At 31.3% G+C, this 18819-nt stretch carries 22 protein-coding genes and 1 pseudogene; 17 read left to right on the top strand and 6 right to left on the bottom strand.

The window, feature by feature from the left end:
• Positions 1-36: 36 nt before the first annotated feature.
• The 7 genes from AC2D8K_RS05350 (at position 37) to AC2D8K_RS05320 (ending at position 5350) form a co-directional block, all read left to right on the top strand.
• Positions 37-396: a transcriptional regulator, SarA/Rot family gene (locus tag AC2D8K_RS05350; RefSeq protein WP_002451005.1), complete on the top strand. Its 360-nt coding sequence runs from the start codon at positions 37-39 to the stop codon at positions 394-396.
• A 190-nt stretch (positions 397-586) separates the two neighbouring features.
• Positions 587-1303, top strand: coding sequence for a YebC/PmpR family DNA-binding transcriptional regulator (locus tag AC2D8K_RS05345; protein WP_002451004.1), 717 nt, complete (start codon positions 587-589; stop codon positions 1301-1303).
• The gene (locus AC2D8K_RS05340) at positions 1303-1782 is read left to right on the top strand and encodes a cupin domain-containing protein (protein WP_002451003.1); all 480 of its coding nucleotides are present in this window, start codon (positions 1303-1305) and stop codon (positions 1780-1782) included. The genes AC2D8K_RS05345 and AC2D8K_RS05340 overlap by 1 nt, the downstream gene beginning before the upstream one ends.
• 283 nt (positions 1783-2065) lie before the next feature.
• A complete protein-coding gene (locus AC2D8K_RS05335) occupies positions 2066-2671 on the top strand; it encodes a ribonuclease FAU-1 family protein (protein ID WP_002451002.1) in 606 nt (201 codons plus the stop codon).
• A gap of 79 nt (positions 2672-2750) precedes the next feature.
• Entirely contained in the window at positions 2751-3605 is an 855-nt protein-coding gene (locus AC2D8K_RS05330; protein WP_002451001.1) for a LysR family transcriptional regulator, read from the top strand.
• 35 nt (positions 3606-3640) lie between these two features.
• A complete protein-coding gene (locus tag AC2D8K_RS05325) occupies positions 3641-4855 on the top strand; it encodes a sugar efflux transporter (protein ID WP_185285749.1) in 1215 nt (404 codons plus the stop codon).
• 6 nt (positions 4856-4861) lie between these two features.
• Positions 4862-5350 carry a DUF456 domain-containing protein gene (locus AC2D8K_RS05320; RefSeq protein ID WP_002450999.1) on the top strand — a complete coding sequence of 163 codons (489 nt, stop codon included), beginning with the start codon at positions 4862-4864 and terminating at the stop codon, positions 5348-5350.
• Positions 5351-5486: 136 nt separating this feature from the next.
• Here the strand turns inward: AC2D8K_RS05320 and AC2D8K_RS05315 are convergent, their stop codons facing one another.
• Entirely contained in the window at positions 5487-6176 is a 690-nt protein-coding gene (locus tag AC2D8K_RS05315; RefSeq protein ID WP_002450998.1) for a DUF1129 family protein, read from the bottom strand.
• Positions 6177-6458: 282 nt separating this feature from the next.
• Between AC2D8K_RS05315 and AC2D8K_RS05310 the strand changes: the two are divergent.
• The 7 genes and pseudogenes from AC2D8K_RS05310 (at position 6459) to AC2D8K_RS05280 (ending at position 10634) form a co-directional block, all read left to right on the top strand.
• Positions 6459-6900 (top strand): annotated as a pseudogene (locus AC2D8K_RS05310) (GNAT family N-acetyltransferase).
• Positions 6901-6969: 69 nt separating this feature from the next.
• Positions 6970-7449 carry an SA0632 family lipoprotein gene (locus AC2D8K_RS05305; protein WP_002450995.1) on the top strand — a complete coding sequence of 160 codons (480 nt, stop codon included), beginning with the start codon at positions 6970-6972 and terminating at the stop codon, positions 7447-7449.
• A gap of 168 nt (positions 7450-7617) precedes the next feature.
• Complete coding sequence (locus tag AC2D8K_RS05300; RefSeq protein WP_002450994.1) at positions 7618-7914, top strand: hypothetical protein; 297 nt, start codon at positions 7618-7620, stop codon at positions 7912-7914.
• Between the two features lie 119 nt (positions 7915-8033).
• On the top strand, positions 8034-8573 hold the full coding sequence (locus AC2D8K_RS05295) for a GNAT family N-acetyltransferase (RefSeq protein WP_002450993.1): 540 nt from the start codon (positions 8034-8036) through the stop codon (positions 8571-8573).
• Positions 8574-8748: 175 nt separating this feature from the next.
• Entirely contained in the window at positions 8749-9315 is a 567-nt protein-coding gene (locus AC2D8K_RS05290; protein WP_484698158.1) for an NAD-dependent epimerase/dehydratase family protein, read from the top strand.
• Between the two features lie 10 nt (positions 9316-9325).
• Positions 9326-9802, top strand: a complete 477-nt coding sequence (locus AC2D8K_RS05285; RefSeq protein ID WP_002450990.1) for an RrF2 family transcriptional regulator — start codon at positions 9326-9328, stop codon at positions 9800-9802.
• Positions 9777-10634 (top strand): N-acyl homoserine lactonase family protein, encoded by an 858-nt coding sequence (locus tag AC2D8K_RS05280; RefSeq protein WP_080548090.1) that lies wholly within the window; start codon positions 9777-9779, stop codon positions 10632-10634. Before AC2D8K_RS05285 ends, AC2D8K_RS05280 begins: the two co-directional genes overlap by 26 nt.
• Before the next feature lie 78 nt (positions 10635-10712).
• On the opposite strand, the gene AC2D8K_RS05275 is transcribed toward AC2D8K_RS05280, so the two are convergent.
• From AC2D8K_RS05275 to AC2D8K_RS05260, 4 genes are all read right to left on the bottom strand, one after another.
• Positions 10713-11279, bottom strand: coding sequence for an LOG family protein (locus AC2D8K_RS05275; protein ID WP_002450988.1), 567 nt, complete (start codon positions 11277-11279; stop codon positions 10713-10715).
• Between the two features lie 12 nt (positions 11280-11291).
• Positions 11292-11738, bottom strand: coding sequence for a YaiI/YqxD family protein (locus AC2D8K_RS05270; RefSeq protein WP_002450987.1), 447 nt, complete (start codon positions 11736-11738; stop codon positions 11292-11294).
• Between the two features lie 6 nt (positions 11739-11744).
• Entirely contained in the window at positions 11745-12428 is a 684-nt protein-coding gene (locus tag AC2D8K_RS05265; protein ID WP_484698155.1) for a hypothetical protein, read from the bottom strand.
• A gap of 198 nt (positions 12429-12626) precedes the next feature.
• On the bottom strand, positions 12627-13499 hold the full coding sequence (locus AC2D8K_RS05260; protein ID WP_002450985.1) for an undecaprenyl-diphosphate phosphatase: 873 nt from the start codon (positions 13497-13499) through the stop codon (positions 12627-12629).
• Positions 13500-13714: 215 nt separating this feature from the next.
• Here AC2D8K_RS05260 and AC2D8K_RS05255 point away from each other — a divergent pair, with 215 nt between their 5' ends.
• Both AC2D8K_RS05255 and cydC read left to right on the top strand, forming a co-directional pair.
• Positions 13715-15352, top strand: coding sequence for an ABC transporter ATP-binding protein/permease (locus AC2D8K_RS05255; RefSeq protein WP_002450984.1), 1638 nt, complete (start codon positions 13715-13717; stop codon positions 15350-15352).
• Positions 15349-17022 carry a thiol reductant ABC exporter subunit CydC gene (gene cydC / locus AC2D8K_RS05250; RefSeq protein ID WP_484698152.1) on the top strand — a complete coding sequence of 558 codons (1674 nt, stop codon included), beginning with the start codon at positions 15349-15351 and terminating at the stop codon, positions 17020-17022. Before AC2D8K_RS05255 ends, cydC begins: the two co-directional genes overlap by 4 nt.
• Positions 17023-17148: 126 nt before the next feature.
• Here cydC and mgrA read toward each other — a convergent pair whose 3' ends face one another.
• Positions 17149-17592 (bottom strand): global transcriptional regulator MgrA, encoded by a 444-nt coding sequence (gene mgrA, locus AC2D8K_RS05245; RefSeq protein WP_002450982.1) that lies wholly within the window; start codon positions 17590-17592, stop codon positions 17149-17151.
• Between the two features lie 226 nt (positions 17593-17818).
• Between mgrA and AC2D8K_RS05240 the strand changes: the two genes are divergently transcribed.
• Positions 17819-18760: a CobW family GTP-binding protein gene (locus AC2D8K_RS05240; RefSeq protein WP_484698150.1), complete on the top strand. Its 942-nt coding sequence runs from the start codon at positions 17819-17821 to the stop codon at positions 18758-18760.
• Positions 18761-18819: the final 59 nt, after the last annotated feature.

Below are 18819 nucleotides of genomic sequence, written 5' to 3'. Positions count from 1 at the left end.
ATACGTTGTCTGTTTTATATTTGGGGGTGCAAGTCTTTGAACAAAGAGAAGTTAGATAAGTTATTAGAATTTTATAAACAATATAAAGCATTATCTGAATATATAGATCAAAAATATAAATTAACATTAAATGATTTAGCTGTTTTAGACTTGGCCGAAAAGAATTGCCAAGAAGAACAAATGTTAATGCAAACATTTTTGAAAATTGCAATTTCAGAATTAGAATTGAGTAGAACTAAATTATTAGTATCAATTCGTAGATTGATTGAAAAAGATAAATTAAGTAAAGTAAGATCTAAAGAAGATGAAAGAAAGATATATCTATATATGAATCAAGACAACATGAAAGAATTTAATGCTTTATTCAATGATGTTGAAGAATATTTAAACATTTAAATATCTACATATAAGTTAGTTCCTAGTTTTAGGGGCTAATTTTTTTATGTTTAATGATATATCTTCTAGGTTGGTACAATAGTGAGTTCAAACGTTATCAAAGAGATAGGTTACTAGTGGTATATAAACGATGCAAAATCATGTATAATATAGAATGTTAATTATAGAGAATGAAAGCGAGATGACCATAATGGGACGTAAGTGGAATAATATTAAAGAGAAAAAGGCTCAAAAAGATAAAAATACAAGTAGAATTTATGCTAAATTTGGTAAAGAAATATATGTAGCAGCAAAATCAGGTGAACCCAATCCTGAATCTAACCAAGCCTTACGATTAGTATTAGAACGTGCCAAAACATATTCTGTGCCAAACCATATTATTGATAAAGCTATCGATAAAGCTAAAGGTGCTGGAGATGAAAACTATGACCATCTAAGATATGAAGGTTTTGGTCCTAGCGGCTCAATGTTAATCGTTGATGCACTTACAAATAATGTGAATAGAACAGCGTCTGATGTGCGTGCGGCTTTCGGTAAAAATGGTGGTAACATGGGCGTTTCAGGTTCAGTTGCTTACATGTTTGATCATACAGCTACTTTTGGTATTGAAGGTAAGTCTGCAGATGATGTACTAGAAGAGTTAATGGAACAAGATGTAGATGTTAGAGATGTGATTGATGCAGACGGCTTAACAATTGTTTATGCAGAACCAGATCAATTTGCACAAGTTCAAGATGCATTACGACAAGCAGGTGTTGAAGATTTCAAAGTAGCAGAGTTTGAAATGTTACCTCAAACAGATATTGAGTTATCACCTGAAGATCAAGAGACTTTTGAAAAATTAGTAGATGCATTAGAAGATTTAGAAGATGTTCAAAATGTATTCCATAATGTGGATTTAAAATAATGACTAACGCACAATATTGGATTGATCAACTGCAAATGACACCTCATCCGGAAGGTGGTTATTTTAAGGAAAGTATACGCCATGGTTCTACGAATTCAACAAGAGCTGCATTCAGTAGTATATATTTTCTATTAACCTCGAATGATATTTCACATTTTCATCGCATCGATGCTGATGAAGTGTGGTATTATCATGCAGGCGAATCCTTAACTATTCATATGATTATGCCTGACGGTAAATACGAAGCGGTACAATTAGGTACTAATATTGAAGCGGGAGAAGTTCTGCAGTATGTTGTGCCTAAAGGTACAATCTTCGCTTCTTCTTTTGAACATGATGAAGGATTTTGTTTAGTAGGTTGTATGTGTCAACCTGCCTTTGAATATAAGCATTTCGAATTATTTGAAGCACATGAATTATTAGCATTATATCCAGAACATCAAACATTGATAGATCAATATGCCCTAAAAGAGAAATAACTGAATTTCAGCATACCTATGAGAGCACCTTAACTCGTAGGTATGCTTTTTTATGTTAATGTTTAAATGAGTTTTAAAATATATCGTAGTGTCTATCAGTGTTTAAAAAATGATTAGAATTAAAATTAAATAAATTCATAGTAATTTAGTCGTTTTAAAGTAAAATGTCTTGATATGTAGTAGAATATAGATAAATCAATTTTACGACAGAATATAACCAGGTTCGGCATATGATGACATTACAGAACCATTTATATATAATGAGAACAAGGAGTTGGTGACTGTGAAAGTAAAATATATAGACAAACGTCACTGGCGTCGCCTGATTGAAAGAGAATACACAGAGGTTAAAGTTAATAATAATAGATTTAAGGGTATTATAGGCTTGGTCACGATGAAGAAAGTACGTGAACCTTTAGAGGTGACGGTAGTTGGTCAGAATATTATAGTCGCAGATGATAATTATAAATGGTTACAAATATTACCTGAAAAAAAGAGATATAGTTTGACCGTTATGTTTGATGATAAGGGGAATCCACTAGAATATTATTTTGATATTAATATTAAAAATATTACTCAAAAAGGAAATGCACGTACTTTAGATTTATGTTTAGACGTTTTGGTATTGCCTGATGGATCATACGAATTAGTTGATGAAGATGATTTGTTATTTGCATTACAAAATGAGCAAATTAGTCAAAAACAATATCACGAGGCATATATTATTGCGCATCAATTAATGATTGAAATTGTAGAAAATTTTGATGACATACAGAGTAAAGTGATGAAATGTTATCATAAAATTAATCAAAAATATAAGAAAAATAAACACAATCATCCATTTAAAAGTAAGAAAGTGCATCGAGTAAAATCGTCTGATAAAAAATAATGCTAATTACGCTTACATAATAAATAGAAATAACAATATTGAAGCGTTTAAAAGAAACGTTACATTCTAGGGGGACACTATGAAAATAGATGATTATCGTTTATTGATTACGTTAGACGAAACAAAAACATTAAGAAAGGCAGCGGAAATATTATATATTTCACAACCAGCTGTCACGCAACGTTTAAAAGCGATTGAAAGTGCTTTTGGAGTAGATGTTTTTATAAGAACGAAAAAACAACTTATCACAACAACCGAAGGCGCAATGATTATCGAACATGCACGTGATATGTTGAAAAGAGAACGTTTATTTTTTGATAAAATGCAGGCACATATAGGGGAAGTCAATGGAACAATCTCTATTGGTTGTTCTTCTTTGATAGGGCAGACACTGCTACCTGAAGTATTAAGTTTATATAATACGCAATTTCCTAATGTTGAAATTCAAGTACAAGTAGGTTCTACAGAGCAGATTAAGGCAAATCATAGAGATTATCATGTCATGATTACAAGAGGTAATAAGGTCATGAATTTATCTAACACACATTTGTTTAATGACGACCACTATTTTATCTATCCTAAAGATAGACGTGATGAAGTTACAAAACTACCATTTATTGAATTCCAAGCTGACCCTATTTACATTAATCAAATTAAACAATGGTATAATGATAATTTGGAACAAGATTATCATGCGACGATTACTGTTGACCAAGTTGCTACGTGTAAAGAAATGTTGATTAGTGGTGTAGGTGTAACGATTTTACCCGAAATTATGATGAAAAACATTGATAAGAATATGTTTGAATTTGAAAAAGTGACTATCGATAATGATCCACTGATTCGTTCAACTTATATGAGTTACGATCAAAGTATGTTACAACTACCTCAAGTAGACTCGTTTGTTAATTTAATGTTGAATTTTATTCGTTAGATACAGTAGACAGATTCGCTTAATGAATAGAGGTTATTCTTATGTTTAAAGAATTGTTATATATCAAAAACTACAAGTTATTTGTTGTGAATATGTTGCTATTAGGTATGGGTATTGCAGTAACGGTACCCTACCTTGTTTTATTTGCAACGAAAGATTTAGGCATGACGACGAAACAATATGGCCTATTATTAGCTTTAGCAGCTATCAGTCAATTCACAGTTAATTCTATTATTGCTAGATTCTCAGACACACATAATATTAATAGAAAGTTCTTAATTATAACGGCATTGTTTATGGGTGCGATTAGTTTTTCTATTTACTTTTTTGTGAAAGACATTCTATTATTTATTATTCTTTACGCACTTTTTCAAGGTTTGTTTGCACCTGCAATGCCTCAACTTTATGCATCCGCTAGGGAATCAATTAATGTTTCAAGTTCACGTGAAAACGCCAAATTTGCTAATACAGTACTAAGATCAATGTTCTCGCTAGGATTTTTATTTGGGCCATTTATCGGTTCGCAATTGATTGAACTGAATGGTTATTCGGGATTATTTGGTGGTACGGTTTCTATTATTTTATTTACACTGCTATTGCAAGTCTTCTTCTATAAAAATTTAAATGTTAAGCAACCCATTTCCCAACAACAACACGTTGAAAAGGTAGCGCCAAATATGTTTAAAGATAAGACATTACTCATACCGTTTTTAGCGTTTATTTTATTACATATTGGACAATGGATGTACACAATGAATATGCCATTATTTGTTACAGATTACCTTCATGAAAAGGAAGGGCATGTGGGCTATTTGGCAAGTTTATGTGCTGGATTAGAAGTACCATTTATGGTGATTTTAGGTATCTTATCTAGGAAATTACCAACACGAACATTACTTATATACGGCGGTATATTTGGAGGAGCATTTTACTTTAGTATTAGCTTATTTAAAAATTTTTATATGATGTTACTTGGTCAATTATTTTTAGCGTTTTTCTTAGCCATACTATTAGGTATAGGTATTAGTTATTTTCAAGATATACTACCTGATTTCCCAGGTTATGCATCAACATTATTTGCTAATGCAATGGTGATTGGTCAACTATGTGGTAATTTATTAGGTGGTATGATGAGTGGATGGGTTGGTTTGGAAAATGTATTCTATGTTTCAGCGGGCTCACTATTCTTAGGAATTGTATTAATTTTCTTAACCAAAGATCAAAAAATTACAAAATTAGATGTGGAGTAGTTTAAAATGACAGTGATATTATGGTGCTTAATTATATTGATGTTCATATTAGCATTTATAGGATTAGTTAAACCTGTGATTCCTTCCGTTTTAGTGATGTGGATAGGATTTCTAATTTATCAATTTGGATTTCAAGATGGGAAATTATCTTGGATATTTTATATATCAATGATTGTTTTAACATTATTAATCTTTTTAGCTGATTTTCTTATGAATAAATATTTTGTAGGAAAATATGGTGGCTCTAAATTCGGAGAGTATGGTGCGATTCTAGGTGTGATTATAGGGTGTTTTGTATTACCTCCATTTGGAATTGTCGTTATACCTTTCATACTTGTTCTAGTAATCGAATTAATACAAGGTTATGATTTTAAACAAGCCTTTAAAGTGGGTTGTGCTTCTATTGTTGCATTTTTAGCAAGCACGATTGCACAAGCTATCATTATGATTATTATGGTTATTTGGTTTATGCTAGACATCTTTTTACTTAATTAGACACGAATATAAAATCGATAAAGCCCTAAATGAATGTTGAATGTCATTTAGGGCCTTATTTATGCGCTGTTTTATCAAGTTTTTATTGGACTTAAAAAATATTTAATTAACTTTCATGATGAGAAAATCAATATTATCACATAATTGTATTTGCATCCTTATTGAAATAATGATGATCAATATAAAATGAAATCGGAGTAATAATGATAGAAATTATTATAAATGACCAATTACTTACATTAATATAAGGACCGAATGCTAAAAAAGATTGTGGTATGAAAAAGACATAAAACAACGCAACGATTAACAATGCAATCACTGCATAGGTTAAGAGCCAAACCCAATTTGAGTTGTTAAAGCACTGCAACTGAATCGTTTTAAATATCATCCAAATAAACAAGAAGATAATAAATAAGCCAATAATGACAGTGATTGGAAATGTGTATAGGTAAAGATAGTTACTATCTCCACCAATAAAGAATCCGATAAATCCTTTTAAAAAACAAAAGATGCCTATTAATAATACAAAATGTTGATAGATATATTTAAATATATTTTTTACTGTTTCGTTTGGAAGCTCTTTCAATTGTTTTTTAGCGTGCATTTTAGGATTGTGGTTAAAGAATTCCATTGCCAGCATACCTTTATCTTCAGCACTAATTAAATGCTTTAATATACGATTCAACATAACTTCTGAATCATGAGGATTCACACTTAAATCAGACCGAATATAGGTCATATAGTTTTCAAATATTTCTCTATCTGTATTATTTAAACGTAATGATTTTACATTATTTTCTTTAGCTAATTGAGCAGTAGACTTCATGAGTGCTTAAGCGCTCCTTTAAAATAGTTTAAGTAGTATGAAAAAAGAGAGATTTCTCTCAATAATGTGAGCAATATACTACTTTTTAAATCACAAATATAACTAATGTACACATTCTAACTATTGCGTAAATATATTTTACGGATATTATGCGTCATTATTGGATAGTTAATACCAATATATGTGTTAATTCACAGATATGCAAGGGTATGTCAGTATTATATTACGCTTAATCATACCATAGAAATCGGGAAATTATCATATCAAGTGTAGGAGTTAAATATGAGAAAGTTAACATTAAGTAATCAAGCAATTATTAATGAAGTAGCAATCATACATGAACATTTATTAGAAAATCAAGAAGACAATTACAAAGTTACTAAGACATCTATCGCATTACGATATGAAATGATTAATGCAAGATTGCGTCATACAAATGATACTATCTTACTTCTTGAGAATAATCAGGAGTTAAAAGGCTTTGTATGGGGTCACTATGAGTTACAAACTAAAACTGTAATCATTGAATTATTATATATACCCACATTTTCGTCGTCAAGGACTCGCCAAACAGCTTAAAATGGCAATAGAACAATGGGCCAAAGACATAGGCGCAGAGTCGATTCAGAGTACAATCCATATTAAAAATAAAGCGATGCTTAATTTGAATCATCAATTAGGTTATGATGATAGTCATATTAGGATGCGAAAAGATTTAATGTAGAAAAATGAATAATTTAATATTTCATGATAAAATGAATTATATTTATAACTGTTTTTAAAGGAGTTTAACATGAAAAAGTGGATTATATTGTTTTTATCTGCAACATTGACGTTGTCTGCATGTGGTAAAAGTGAGGAAAAAGCTTCTTTAGAAAAGAGTGTAGACAAACTAGAAAAAGAAAATAAATCATTGAAAGCACAAAAGAAAAAATTAAAAAAACAAAAAGAGGATTTAAAAGACCAACAGGATAAATTACAAAAAGAAGTAGATAATAGTGCCTCAAGTGCAGCAAGTAGTGCAGATTCAAGTGATGAAGATAGTGGTAACCAAAGTCAAGAGGATAATGATGCATCTAAGTCAAGCTCACAAAAAAATGATCAACAATCAACTGAAGGAAAAGATGCTAGTAAACAAACTCAAAACCAGTCATCCACACCAACTCAGTCAAAGAATAACCAAAATCAATCGAACCAAACATCTCAACAGAATGGCAGTAATAAGGCTAATACAAATCAAACTAACCAAAAGCAATCATCTTCAACACAATAGAGTATGATATGATGTAGTTACTATCATATTATTGGGCGATATTATCAGGTTTGATTAATAAAAAAATAGGGTATTTTAGTTGATAAATGTATATACTAAAGAATAAACCAATGTTATTAATATAAAATTTATCATTTTGAACAATGATGTAAAGAGGAGAGAAACGCCATGCATGAACAAGACTTTAGCATTTTAGAAGGTAAAGCATTAACATTACCTGAATTAGGTAGAGAATTAGAAAACATTACAGGTAGACAGTTAATTGATTCAACAGGAGAAATTAAACGTGTGATTGCACATTTACCAAACTTTGAATCTGAGACAGATACATTTGTAGCAACATATCGTTTGAATCATCAGAATGATTTTATCGATGCAACGTTCACTGCGCCTAAGAATCAACGTGATCATTTGAAAGAAATTCCTGTCAATATTGAATTAATTAGTTATATTACTAAAAGTTAATAATTAGAATATACAATCTAAACAATAGCGCGATATGAATCATAAACGTTTCATAGCGCGTTAATTTTATACTAAAATATAAGTGAAGATGTATTTATGGAGTAATGGAGTGTTAAAAAATGGTTGTTTATATTGAGACGGAGCGTTTAAAGTTACGAGATTGGGAAGACAGTGATTTACTACCATTTCAAAAGATGAATGCCAATCCACAAGTACGAAGATATTTTCCAAGTTTATTAAGTTATCGTCGATCAGAACTTGATATGAAGAAGATGGACCAAATAATAAAAGATTATGGTATCGGTTTATTTTCCGTGGAACTTAAAGAAACGAATGAATGGCTTGGATTTATAGGATTAAATTACATTCCAGAGGATAGTGAGTATCCATTTAAAGAATTACCACTATATGAAATAGGTTGGCGCCTGATACCTGAAGTTTGGGGAAATGGTATTGCGACAGAGGGGGCCGAAGCGGTGCTCCGATTTGCTAAAGAAAAAGGTATATCTAAAGTTTATAGTTTCACCGCTGAAACAAATTTACCCTCAAGAAAAGTAATGGAAAAAATTGGGATGACGTTCCTAGATCATTTTGAATTTCCTAATCTAAGTAAATATCATCCTTTAAAAAGACATGTGAGATACGAGATGGATTTATAAAAATTTAAAACAAAACGCCAAGAAATATATGACAAACATTTATTTCTTGGCGTTTTTTAGTTGGAAAAATGTAAAATGAATATTAAGTTAAGCAAAAGGATTGCAATCACTGGTCTTTAGATATAAAATATCCATAGATATTAAAATTCCACGAAATAGAAAGAAGGATTAAGTGATGAAAGCAATTATTATAGGTGGTAATGCATTAGTTGGTAGGGAACTTACAAGACAATGGTTAAAAAGAGATCAAGACATAGAAATATATGTTGTATCAAGAAGTGGAAATAATGTTATTTCTCATAAAAATGTGCATAATATTAAAGGTGATATACAACATGTTGAGCAAATTAAATCACAGTTACCTAATCAAGTAGACTATGTAGTTGATTTGATTGGTGGACCACAAAAAAATGCACAAAAACTAATAGCATTGAACTTAGTACCAGCAGAAGTAACAATACAACTTGCCGATGATTTACATGCGGAGAACATTGGTTTTTTAGGAGCATCATTAGGACCTAAAGCTTTCATTAATATTAAAAAAGATATTATCTCAAAATTAAAAGAAACCAAAAAGAATGTTAGTGTTGTAAATCCTACAATAATTTATGGGGATGAAAGACAGGATACACTTGGTAAATTAATACCGTTATTTAAAATTTTAGGTAAAATAATTAAAAATATGAAACCTGTACATGTGACTGATGTATCACTAGCATTGTTAAAACAACTTATGAAATAGGGGGAATTACATGAAAATAAGTAAACATTTTGAACAAGGTATTTATGTGTTACTTATTTTGGCAACTCAAGAAAATCAAGGTGCTGTTAAGAGTCAAACGTTAAGTGAAAAATTGGAAGTGTCAGATTCTTCATTGAAGAAGATTTTGAGAAAATTAGTTGTTGCCAATTTAATCACTTCAAATGCTAGTAAAGATGGTGGATTTCAACTTAATCAATCAATTGAAGATATTACTTTAAAAGATGTTATAGAGGCTATAAGTAATGGAGATGTCATTGAATTTGAAATTTCTCACTTATCAAGAAGGATATTTTTTAATGACCAACATATTAAAGATAGTGAGATAAAAGTGAAACAACAGCTTAATGACGCAATTCAAGCGTTTAACGAAAAATTAGACGAATTATCTCTAGTGGAATTATTAGAAGATGAATATTTTAAACATAAACTTGTAGATTGGAATGATAATCATCGTACAGAACAATAATATCAACCAAATTAAAGTACACTTTATCAGAACAGGGGCTGTGTTGGTTGATGAAACGTTAACAGGTCAAGGTGATTCTAGAAATCCTATTGCATTTACAGGCTTATTTCGATCTATTAATTATCGTGTAGAAGTTCCAGTAAGCTGTTATTTAATCGAACACCCTAAAGGACTTGTTCTGATTGATACAGGGATGGGCAAAGAAACTGAAGGTAAAGTAACACCATTACCAGGTTTAGTTAGAAAGAACAAAGTGGCAATACCGAATGTGAAAGTAGGAGAATTGATAGATGACCAAATTAAAGAATTAGGATTTAATGTGTCAGATATTGAATATGTCATCTTAAGCCATTTAGATGGAGATCATGCTGGAGGACTTCAATTATTAAAAGAAGCAAAGGCAATGATAGTTAGTAATGAAGAGTATCAAAAGGCAAATCAAAAACATTCTATTAGATATAATACAGCTTTATGGCAAGGGACATCTTTGCGACCATTCCATTTCAAGGCAACACATATTGGTCCCCAAAATAAATCATTTGATTTATTTAATGACGGTGCTATTACATTAGTGCATACACCTGGGCATTCAGTAGGATTAACGAGTTTCATAATTAAATCATTGCGAAATGATGATTATATTTTATTAGCTTCAGATGTAGGATATTACCCAGGAAATTGGAGGGAACTTAGATTGCCTGGCATTTTAAGTAGTAAAAAACAAGAAAAGCGTTCACTACAATGGGTACAAAATATTGAAAAAGATAGACACTGTCTAGGTGTTTTTGCTAATCATGATCCGAGTGTAACAATTAATGAATTATCAATATAATTAAGTAGAATTATCAAACTAAAAAGTCAGTAAATACAATTTAATTAATGCATTTACTGGCTTTTAATAGTTAAGAGATTAATCATATGTACGAACGCCTAAAGGTTGATAGTTAAGTAAACCTTCTAGCAAAGCTTCTTTAGTATCAAATAGCGGTGCTAATTCACGATATTTTTCATCAATAAAACCTTCTGCAATCATATGATCGATAAGGGATTGTAACGGTTCGAAGAAACCATTAATGTTATAAACGCCAATTGGTTTTTGATGAATACCGATTTGTGCCCAACTATACATTTCAAAGAATTCTTCTAATGAGCCGGCACCACCAGGCGCCATAACAAATGCATCTGCAAGTTCTGTCATTTTATTTTTACGTTCATGCATCGAATCTACAAGTATGAGTTCACTGACTTTTTGACTTGTTATTTCTCTTTCATCAAGCATTTTTGGCATAACACCAATAGCTTTACCACCATGGTCTAATACACCATCCTGAATTGCTCCCATAATGCCTACAGAGCCAGCACCAAAGACCAATTCATAGCCTTTTTCAGCCATATATTTTCCTAATTCATAGGCTTCTTTAACGTATATATCATCGTTACCTTTACTCGCACCACAATAAACTGCAATTTTCTTCATTATAATCCTCCTTTAACAAGTTTGTATTAGTAATTTAAATTGATGTTCGAAATGTTGTCTATCTTGCTTAGTAAACGGGGGAGGACCTTTATGTCTTCCACCTTGCTTTCGTATTTGAGCATTGATATAACGTTGATCCAATAATTGTTGGATATTATCATCATTAAACAAGAATCCTTTATGATGCATCACAAATCTAACTTTATTTAGTAATAAACTTGCTAATCCATAATCTTGAGTAATCACAATATCTTCAGAAGAAGCAAGTTGTACAATTTTATAATCGACAGATTCGGGTCCATCATCGACATACACAGTTCGAACATGTTCAGGATCGATTTGTGTTGAGAAGTGACTAAAACTACGTATAATTGTAACAAAAATGCCTGTCTCTTGCGTTAATTCTATGACTGAATTAACAACAGGACAAGCATCTCCGTCAATAATAATATGTGTCATTAATGATTAAGCCTCTTGGTCGGCTTCTTTGTTTTGTTTAACAACACTTTTATCTGTATAATCTTTATATTTTTTGAATTCTTTTTTTCTAGCTTTTTCAGCTTCGTCACGTAGTTTGTCTTCTTTTTTATGACGCTTCTCAATATTTTTTTGAAGCTTTTTGTCCATTTTCTTAGCTTCTTTGCGATTTTCTTTTTCTAACTTTTCACCTTTTTTCTCAGTTTTTTCATCGAGTTTACCAGGTGTTAAGCCAACTTTTTCTTCGTATTTTTGAGTTTTTTTCATATCTTTAATACGTTGCTTTTGGTTGTCTTCACGTAATTTGTCTTCTTCTTTATGACGTTTTTCGATATTTTTTTGAAGCTTTTTATCCATTTTTTCAGCTTCTTTACGGTTTTGCTTAGCTAATTTTTCGCCTTTTTTCTCAATGTAAGCAGGATCATTTTCTTTTGCGATTTTTTTCAATTCGCGTTTATTATCAAATTCTTGTTTCTTATCTCCAACATAGGCTTTTACGTCAGATGACTTATTAGAAATAGCAGATGTTGTTTTAGATGCAGCTCTTGATGTTGCATCAGTCGCTTTTTTTACATCAGGATGTTCTTTTATTTTTTTACGTTCTACGACTAAAGGAACGATAATAATTGGTAACACATTAATTGCTGTTTTGATGAGTTTCTTTTTGTCCATACTCGTTGCCTCCATTAATTTTACTATTTTTATCCATACCCTATGATACATGATAATAAACTAGAGATGCTAACATTATCGCGTGAAATTATAGGAGAATATTTTTAAATTTTAATGAAATGAAATTATTTATGATCAACATAGGCACAAAAAAGTCATTAAGTGACGGTGTAATCACTTAATGACTAAATGTTTGTTTTAAATTCCTTTACCAATACCGAAACCAAAGTATAGGATTGCAATAATAACTACTAAGATGATTCGATAAATGGCGAATGGTACTAATTTCACTTTATTAATTAAGTGTAAGAAAGTCTTGATAGCAATGAGTCCTACGATAAATGCTGCTAAGAATCCTAATAAATAGAATGGTATATGTGCTAAGTGAATATATTCATAATGCTTTAACAATGATAAACCACTTGCTGCAAGCATAATAGGAACAGACATAATAAATGTAAAATCAGATGCTGCTTTGTGATTCATTTTCATTAAAACACCTGTGGAAATGGTTGACCCAGAACGGCTAAAACCTGGCCACATTGCAATGGCTTGCGAAATACCGATTACAAATGCTTGGAAATAGTTAATTTGATCCACTGTTTGAGGATTGGTAACTTTTTCAGAATATTTATCAGCGATAATCATATAAATAGCACCTAGGAAAAGGCCAATCATAACTGTTGGAACACTGAATAAATATTTTTCTATGACATCGTCAAATAAGAAACCTAAAATACCTGCAGGAATCATACCAACTAATACATGTAATAAGTTTAGACGTTGAGGTTTAGAACGGCGTCCTGCTGTAGCATGTTGTTCAGGTTTATGTTTCCCGATATGTAATAATTCAAAGAAACGTTCTCTAAACACCCATGCTGCTGCGAAAACTGAACCTAACTGAATCACGACTTTAAAAGTAAATGCAGATTGTTCACCTAAGAACTTTGTGGATTTCAACCACATATCGTCGACAAGAATCATATGACCTGTAGAAGAAACAGGTGCAAATTCGGTAAGGCCTTCTACAATACCTAAAATAAGACCCTTGATCAATTCAAGTAATAACATATTGTACCTACTTTCATTTATAAATGTTTTTTGATTACTATAAATTCACCATATTATCATAGCACACTCATTTCAACCCATGCTACTGTTAGTAATAACACTAGACCAAAGTATGAGAAAATCAAACGTCATAATATTGTCAAATGCACTATCGTTGTGCATATAACTACTAGACTTTATTATTGAGTCTATAACGAAATTTAGGTGATTAAATTGTGAAAAAATTAATGCAACTAGTATATAAATATAAAAGATATCCAATTTTAATGCTCTTAGTATGTGCTACGTTAGCTGTAGCTGTTGTCGTACAGAATGTAGCAATAGCAGAATTCTTAAATCTTATGTTATCTAAAACGAAGCAATCGCTTAGTTTTATTCTTATATTGATTATAATCGTGCTTATGTTACGCGCGACCTTAAACTTTATCAATCAATTATTAGGTAATCATCTCTCAAGTCATGTTAAACATAACTTGCGTCAACGTATGGTTCATATAGAATCAGGACGGCCAGTGGGTGAACAGATGACACTCATTACTGAAACCATCGATGGAATTTCTCCATTTTATCAAAGTTATCTACCACAAGTATTTAAATCCATCACGATTCCTATGGCAATTATCATTGCGATGTTTTGGATTCATTTGAATACAGCGCTAATTATGTTGGTAACAGCACCATTCATTCCATTGTTTTATATCATTTTCGGTTTGAAAACACGCGATGAATCTAAGGATCAAATGACTTACTTAAATCAATTTGGACAACGATTCCTTAATCTAACGCAAGGTTTAATTACGTTGAAGTTATTTAATCGTACAAAGCGTACTGAAAAACACATCTATGACGATAGCACTCAATTTAGAGATTTGACGATGAAAATATTAAAAAGCGCATTTTTATCGGGTTTGATGCTAGAGTTTATTAGTTTGTTAGGTATAGGGCTTGTTGCGTTAGAAGCAGCATTAAGTCTTGTTGTATTTCATACGATAGATTTTAAAACAGCGGCTATCGCCATTATTTTAGCGCCAGAATTTTATAATTCGATTAAAGATTTGGGTCAAGCGTTCCATACTGGGAAACAAAGTGAAGGTGCCAGTGATGTGGTATTTGAATTTTTAGATCATCCTACCAAGAAAAAGCCATCTGATTTTGTCTATCAAGAAGGTCAAATACCGTTTATTCGATTAAACAACGTTTCATTTAAATATAATACTGAAATGGGACATGGATTTGCATTGGAATCTACGCATTTAGATATTTACGAACGCGAACATATCGCTTTAGTTGGACCAAGTGGCGCTGGCAAAACGACATTATCTAAAATTATCACACGTTCATTAATACCAACCGAAGGGGAAGTGACATTTAAATATCAACATATGCGTATGGGGATATTAAGTCAGAATCCATATATTTTTACTGCATCAATTAAAGACAATATTGCGATGTTTAGTGATGTTAAGGATGAAATAATCATTGATGTATTAGAAAAAGTAAAGTTAAAAGATAAAGTAATGTCATTACGAAATGGTATCCATACGATGATAGGTGATGGCGGAGAAACATTCTCTGGTGGACAGATGAGAAGGATAGAATTATGTCGCTTGCTTGTTATGCAGCCAGATTTAGTTGTACTTGATGAACCAGCTTCAGGATTAGATATTGAAACGGAACAAGTCATCCAGAGTGTGCTTGATGATTATTTTAAAGAAACAACTCAATTAATTATAGCCCATCGAGACTCAACAATTAGAAAGGCAACCCGTCGATTATATATTCAAGATGGCTACATTATTAAAGATGATCAATTGATTTCAGTGAATAAAGAAGAAAATGGTGACGAATCATGAAATCACAAATACGATTTACAATAGATAAGGATTTAGTGATTGCAATTATAATAGGTATCATAGGAAGTTTAGTCGCCTTAGCGATGCTCTTTTTAAGTGGCTATATGGTGACACAAAGCGCATTAGGTGCACCATTATATGCGTTGATGGTATTAGTCGTTTCTGTTAAATTATTTGGTTTTTTACGTGCTATTGCTAGATATTATGAAAGACTATATTCTCATCGAACGACATTCACCATGTTGAGAAACGTCAGAGTTCAATTTTTCCGTGGTCTTGTTAAAGTAATACCAGATGTATATCGTAAGTTTAATTCGAGTGACTTAATTTCAAGAATGGTAAGTAGGGTGGAAGCACTACAAAATATTTATTTACGAGTGTATTATCCACCGATAGTGATAGGAATGACAGCCATGATAACGATGTCTGTATACATCTTTCTATCACCAGCGCATGCAGTCTTAATTGCAGTGAGTATGTTAATGACATTATGGCTCGTTCCTTTATTAAGTAGTAAGAGGGCACGAAGATTAAAACAATTGGTTAAAGTTCAACAAAGCCAATTTTTAACTCGATTCTACGATTATCGTCAAGGTTATAAAGAATTACAACGTTTTAATAAAGAAGCGTCATTTAAAAATGATGTATTAGAGCAATTGCAATCATTTGATCATTTGCAAAATAAGGAACAACGATTTTTAACAATGTATGATTATATGCTTAATATCATTGCAATGGTGTCTATATTTGGCACGTTATACTTAGGTGCGTTGCAAATTCACTCACAAACATTAGATGTGGTTTATTTAACAAGTATCGTATTAATGGTACTTACATTATTTGAACAAGCTGTCCCTATGAGTAATGTTGCATATTATAAAGCAGATACAGACCAATCATTGTATGATATTAATGAAGTGATTCAATACGACGATATAATAAAAGAGGAAGATAGCGTTGCAAATGACGAGTCAGCACCTTTATTTGAACTGAATAATGTCACATTTAAGTACGCAAATCAAGAAATACCTGTATTAAATCAAGTTTCATTTAATGTGTATCATGGTGAGAAAATAGCCATTATAGGTCCATCTGGAAGTGGTAAAAGTACGCTACTACAAGTCATGTTAGGATTATATCAAGTTCAAGAAGGTAGCGTCATTTATAGCCAGTCTGATATCTTTCAAATAGAAGATGAAGTTAAATATAATGATATTAATGCATTGTTGCAGTCCCAACAATTATTTGATGGCACTATTAAGGACAATTTACTGACAAATTGTAATGAGGACGAGATACAACATGTATTAAATTCGTTAGATTTATCTCATTTATCAACAGAACAGTATATGACGATGAACGGTGAAACATTATCAGGCGGGGAAATTCAACGATTAAGTATGGCTCGCTTATTACTTAAAACAAATGCTAAGATTTGGATGTTAGATGAGCCAACGACTGGTTTAGATATTGAACATACAACTCAAATGATGCATTTATTACTTAAAGAAGCTGAAACAATCATTGTATCTACACATGACTTACGACTATTACCTGATTTTGACAGGATTATAGTTATGATAGATGGAGAAATCAAAGAACAAGGCACTTATGAAACGTTAATTAAAAATAGAGGATATCTATATCAAATGGAGCAGTTAAATCAGTAATATAGGCATGACAATAATGTAATATAAAAATGCTCTAAAATACTGAGAAGTACTTTAGAGCATTTTTATACTTTAAAAGTGTTAAATTCTAAACTTTAACTTTAAATTACCATGACAAAAGCTTAATTAATTATCTTTAGCTTCATTAAATGCATCAATGACTTTACCTAATAATCGGTTAAGTTCATCCACTTCTTCAAGTGACAATGATGATGCAGTTGCAACTTTTTCAGAAGCGCTGCTAAGTTCGGGTCTAATTTTTTCGCTTTTATCAGTCAAGTGAATAAATACTTCACGTTGATCGACTTCGGAACGTTCACGTTTGATTAAATCAACCTGTTCCATTCTTTTTAATAGTGGGGATACTGTACCAGTATCAAGTGCTAGTTCAGTCACAACCTTCTTAACATTTACAGGCGACTCGTCCCATAAAATAGTTAATACAAGGAATTGTGGGTAAGTTAGATTGTACTTTTTAAAGACTTTGTTTGAGTAGTAGCGATTTACTTGTCTTTGAGCATTGTACAAACTAAAGCATAGTTGCTCTTTTAAATTATGTTGATCAGACATTAAAGTTCTCCTCCAGACATTCTATCCGTTTTTTTCTCTCTATTCGGATTGGAATCCGTCTATGTTGTGCGGAATATAATTCACAACACACTGTGATTCAATGTCATGCTAAAATTAAAGTATGTTTAAAGTTTAGAAGATATCTATCGTTAAATCAAGCAAAAAGATAATTTAATATTTATGTTATCATTTTTAAAAATACTTGTAATAGAAAAGGAATTTTACAATGAAAAATAATAATTTTAGAAAAATATCAATTTCTATCATAAGTGGTTTCCTAGGTAGTGGGAAAACCACGCTACTGACACATTATATTAGCGAATTATTAAAAATTGATGAGAAAATCAAAGTGATTATGAATGAATTTGGTTCATTTGATATTGATAGTCAAAATATAGACGCAAATATCGAAGTGCGATCAATCATCAATGGTTGTGTATGCTGCGATTTAAAGACAGACTTAATCACTCAAATTCAATCACTAATACAACAAGGTGATTGTAATCATATCATTATTGAGGCAACAGGAATTGCTAATCCTATAGAAATGATTACTGCATGTCAAGATCCGACTATTATCGAATATATAAATATGCCTCAAATCATTAGTTTAGTGGATGCTGAACGATTTTTAAATAGGAATGATTACACTATATCTACTCAAACACTAATGGAAGAACAACTTGAAATAAGTGATTTATTAGTCGTTAATAAAATAGATTGTAATAAAATAGATTGTATTGATTCTAAGGAATTACATAAAATCAAAGAAGAATTGGTTCAAATTAATCCCCATGCGCCCAATGTATTAACAACATATGGACAATTTGACATCAATTTATTAAGTAATCAAATCATAGATAAAACTGTCAATCATAAACACCACTATCACCATGGTATTCAAAGTATGAAATATACATTTACGAGCCCGATTGATCGCCAGTTATTTTATCAATTTATAATGCAATTACCGAAAAATGTGATGAGACTTAAAGGATATGTGCAATTTAGAGACCAACCCAATGAAACAATTGAATTTCAATTGGCTTATGGGTTGCCTGATTTTGGTCCCATCAATCAAGAATTGCCTTTAACAATAGTCATTATCGGAGAGCAAATCGACATTAATCAACTCAGAAATAAATTGGATATGTTACAATTTACTTGATTTTAAATTCAACTGCTTCTATTTAATAGAAAGCAATTAAATAATAATAAGGTCGTGAT

Source organism: Staphylococcus sp. 510 (genome assembly GCF_057219715.1).
Note: the sequence above shows the minus strand (reverse complement) of the source record. Positions and strands in the feature narration are given on the sequence as shown.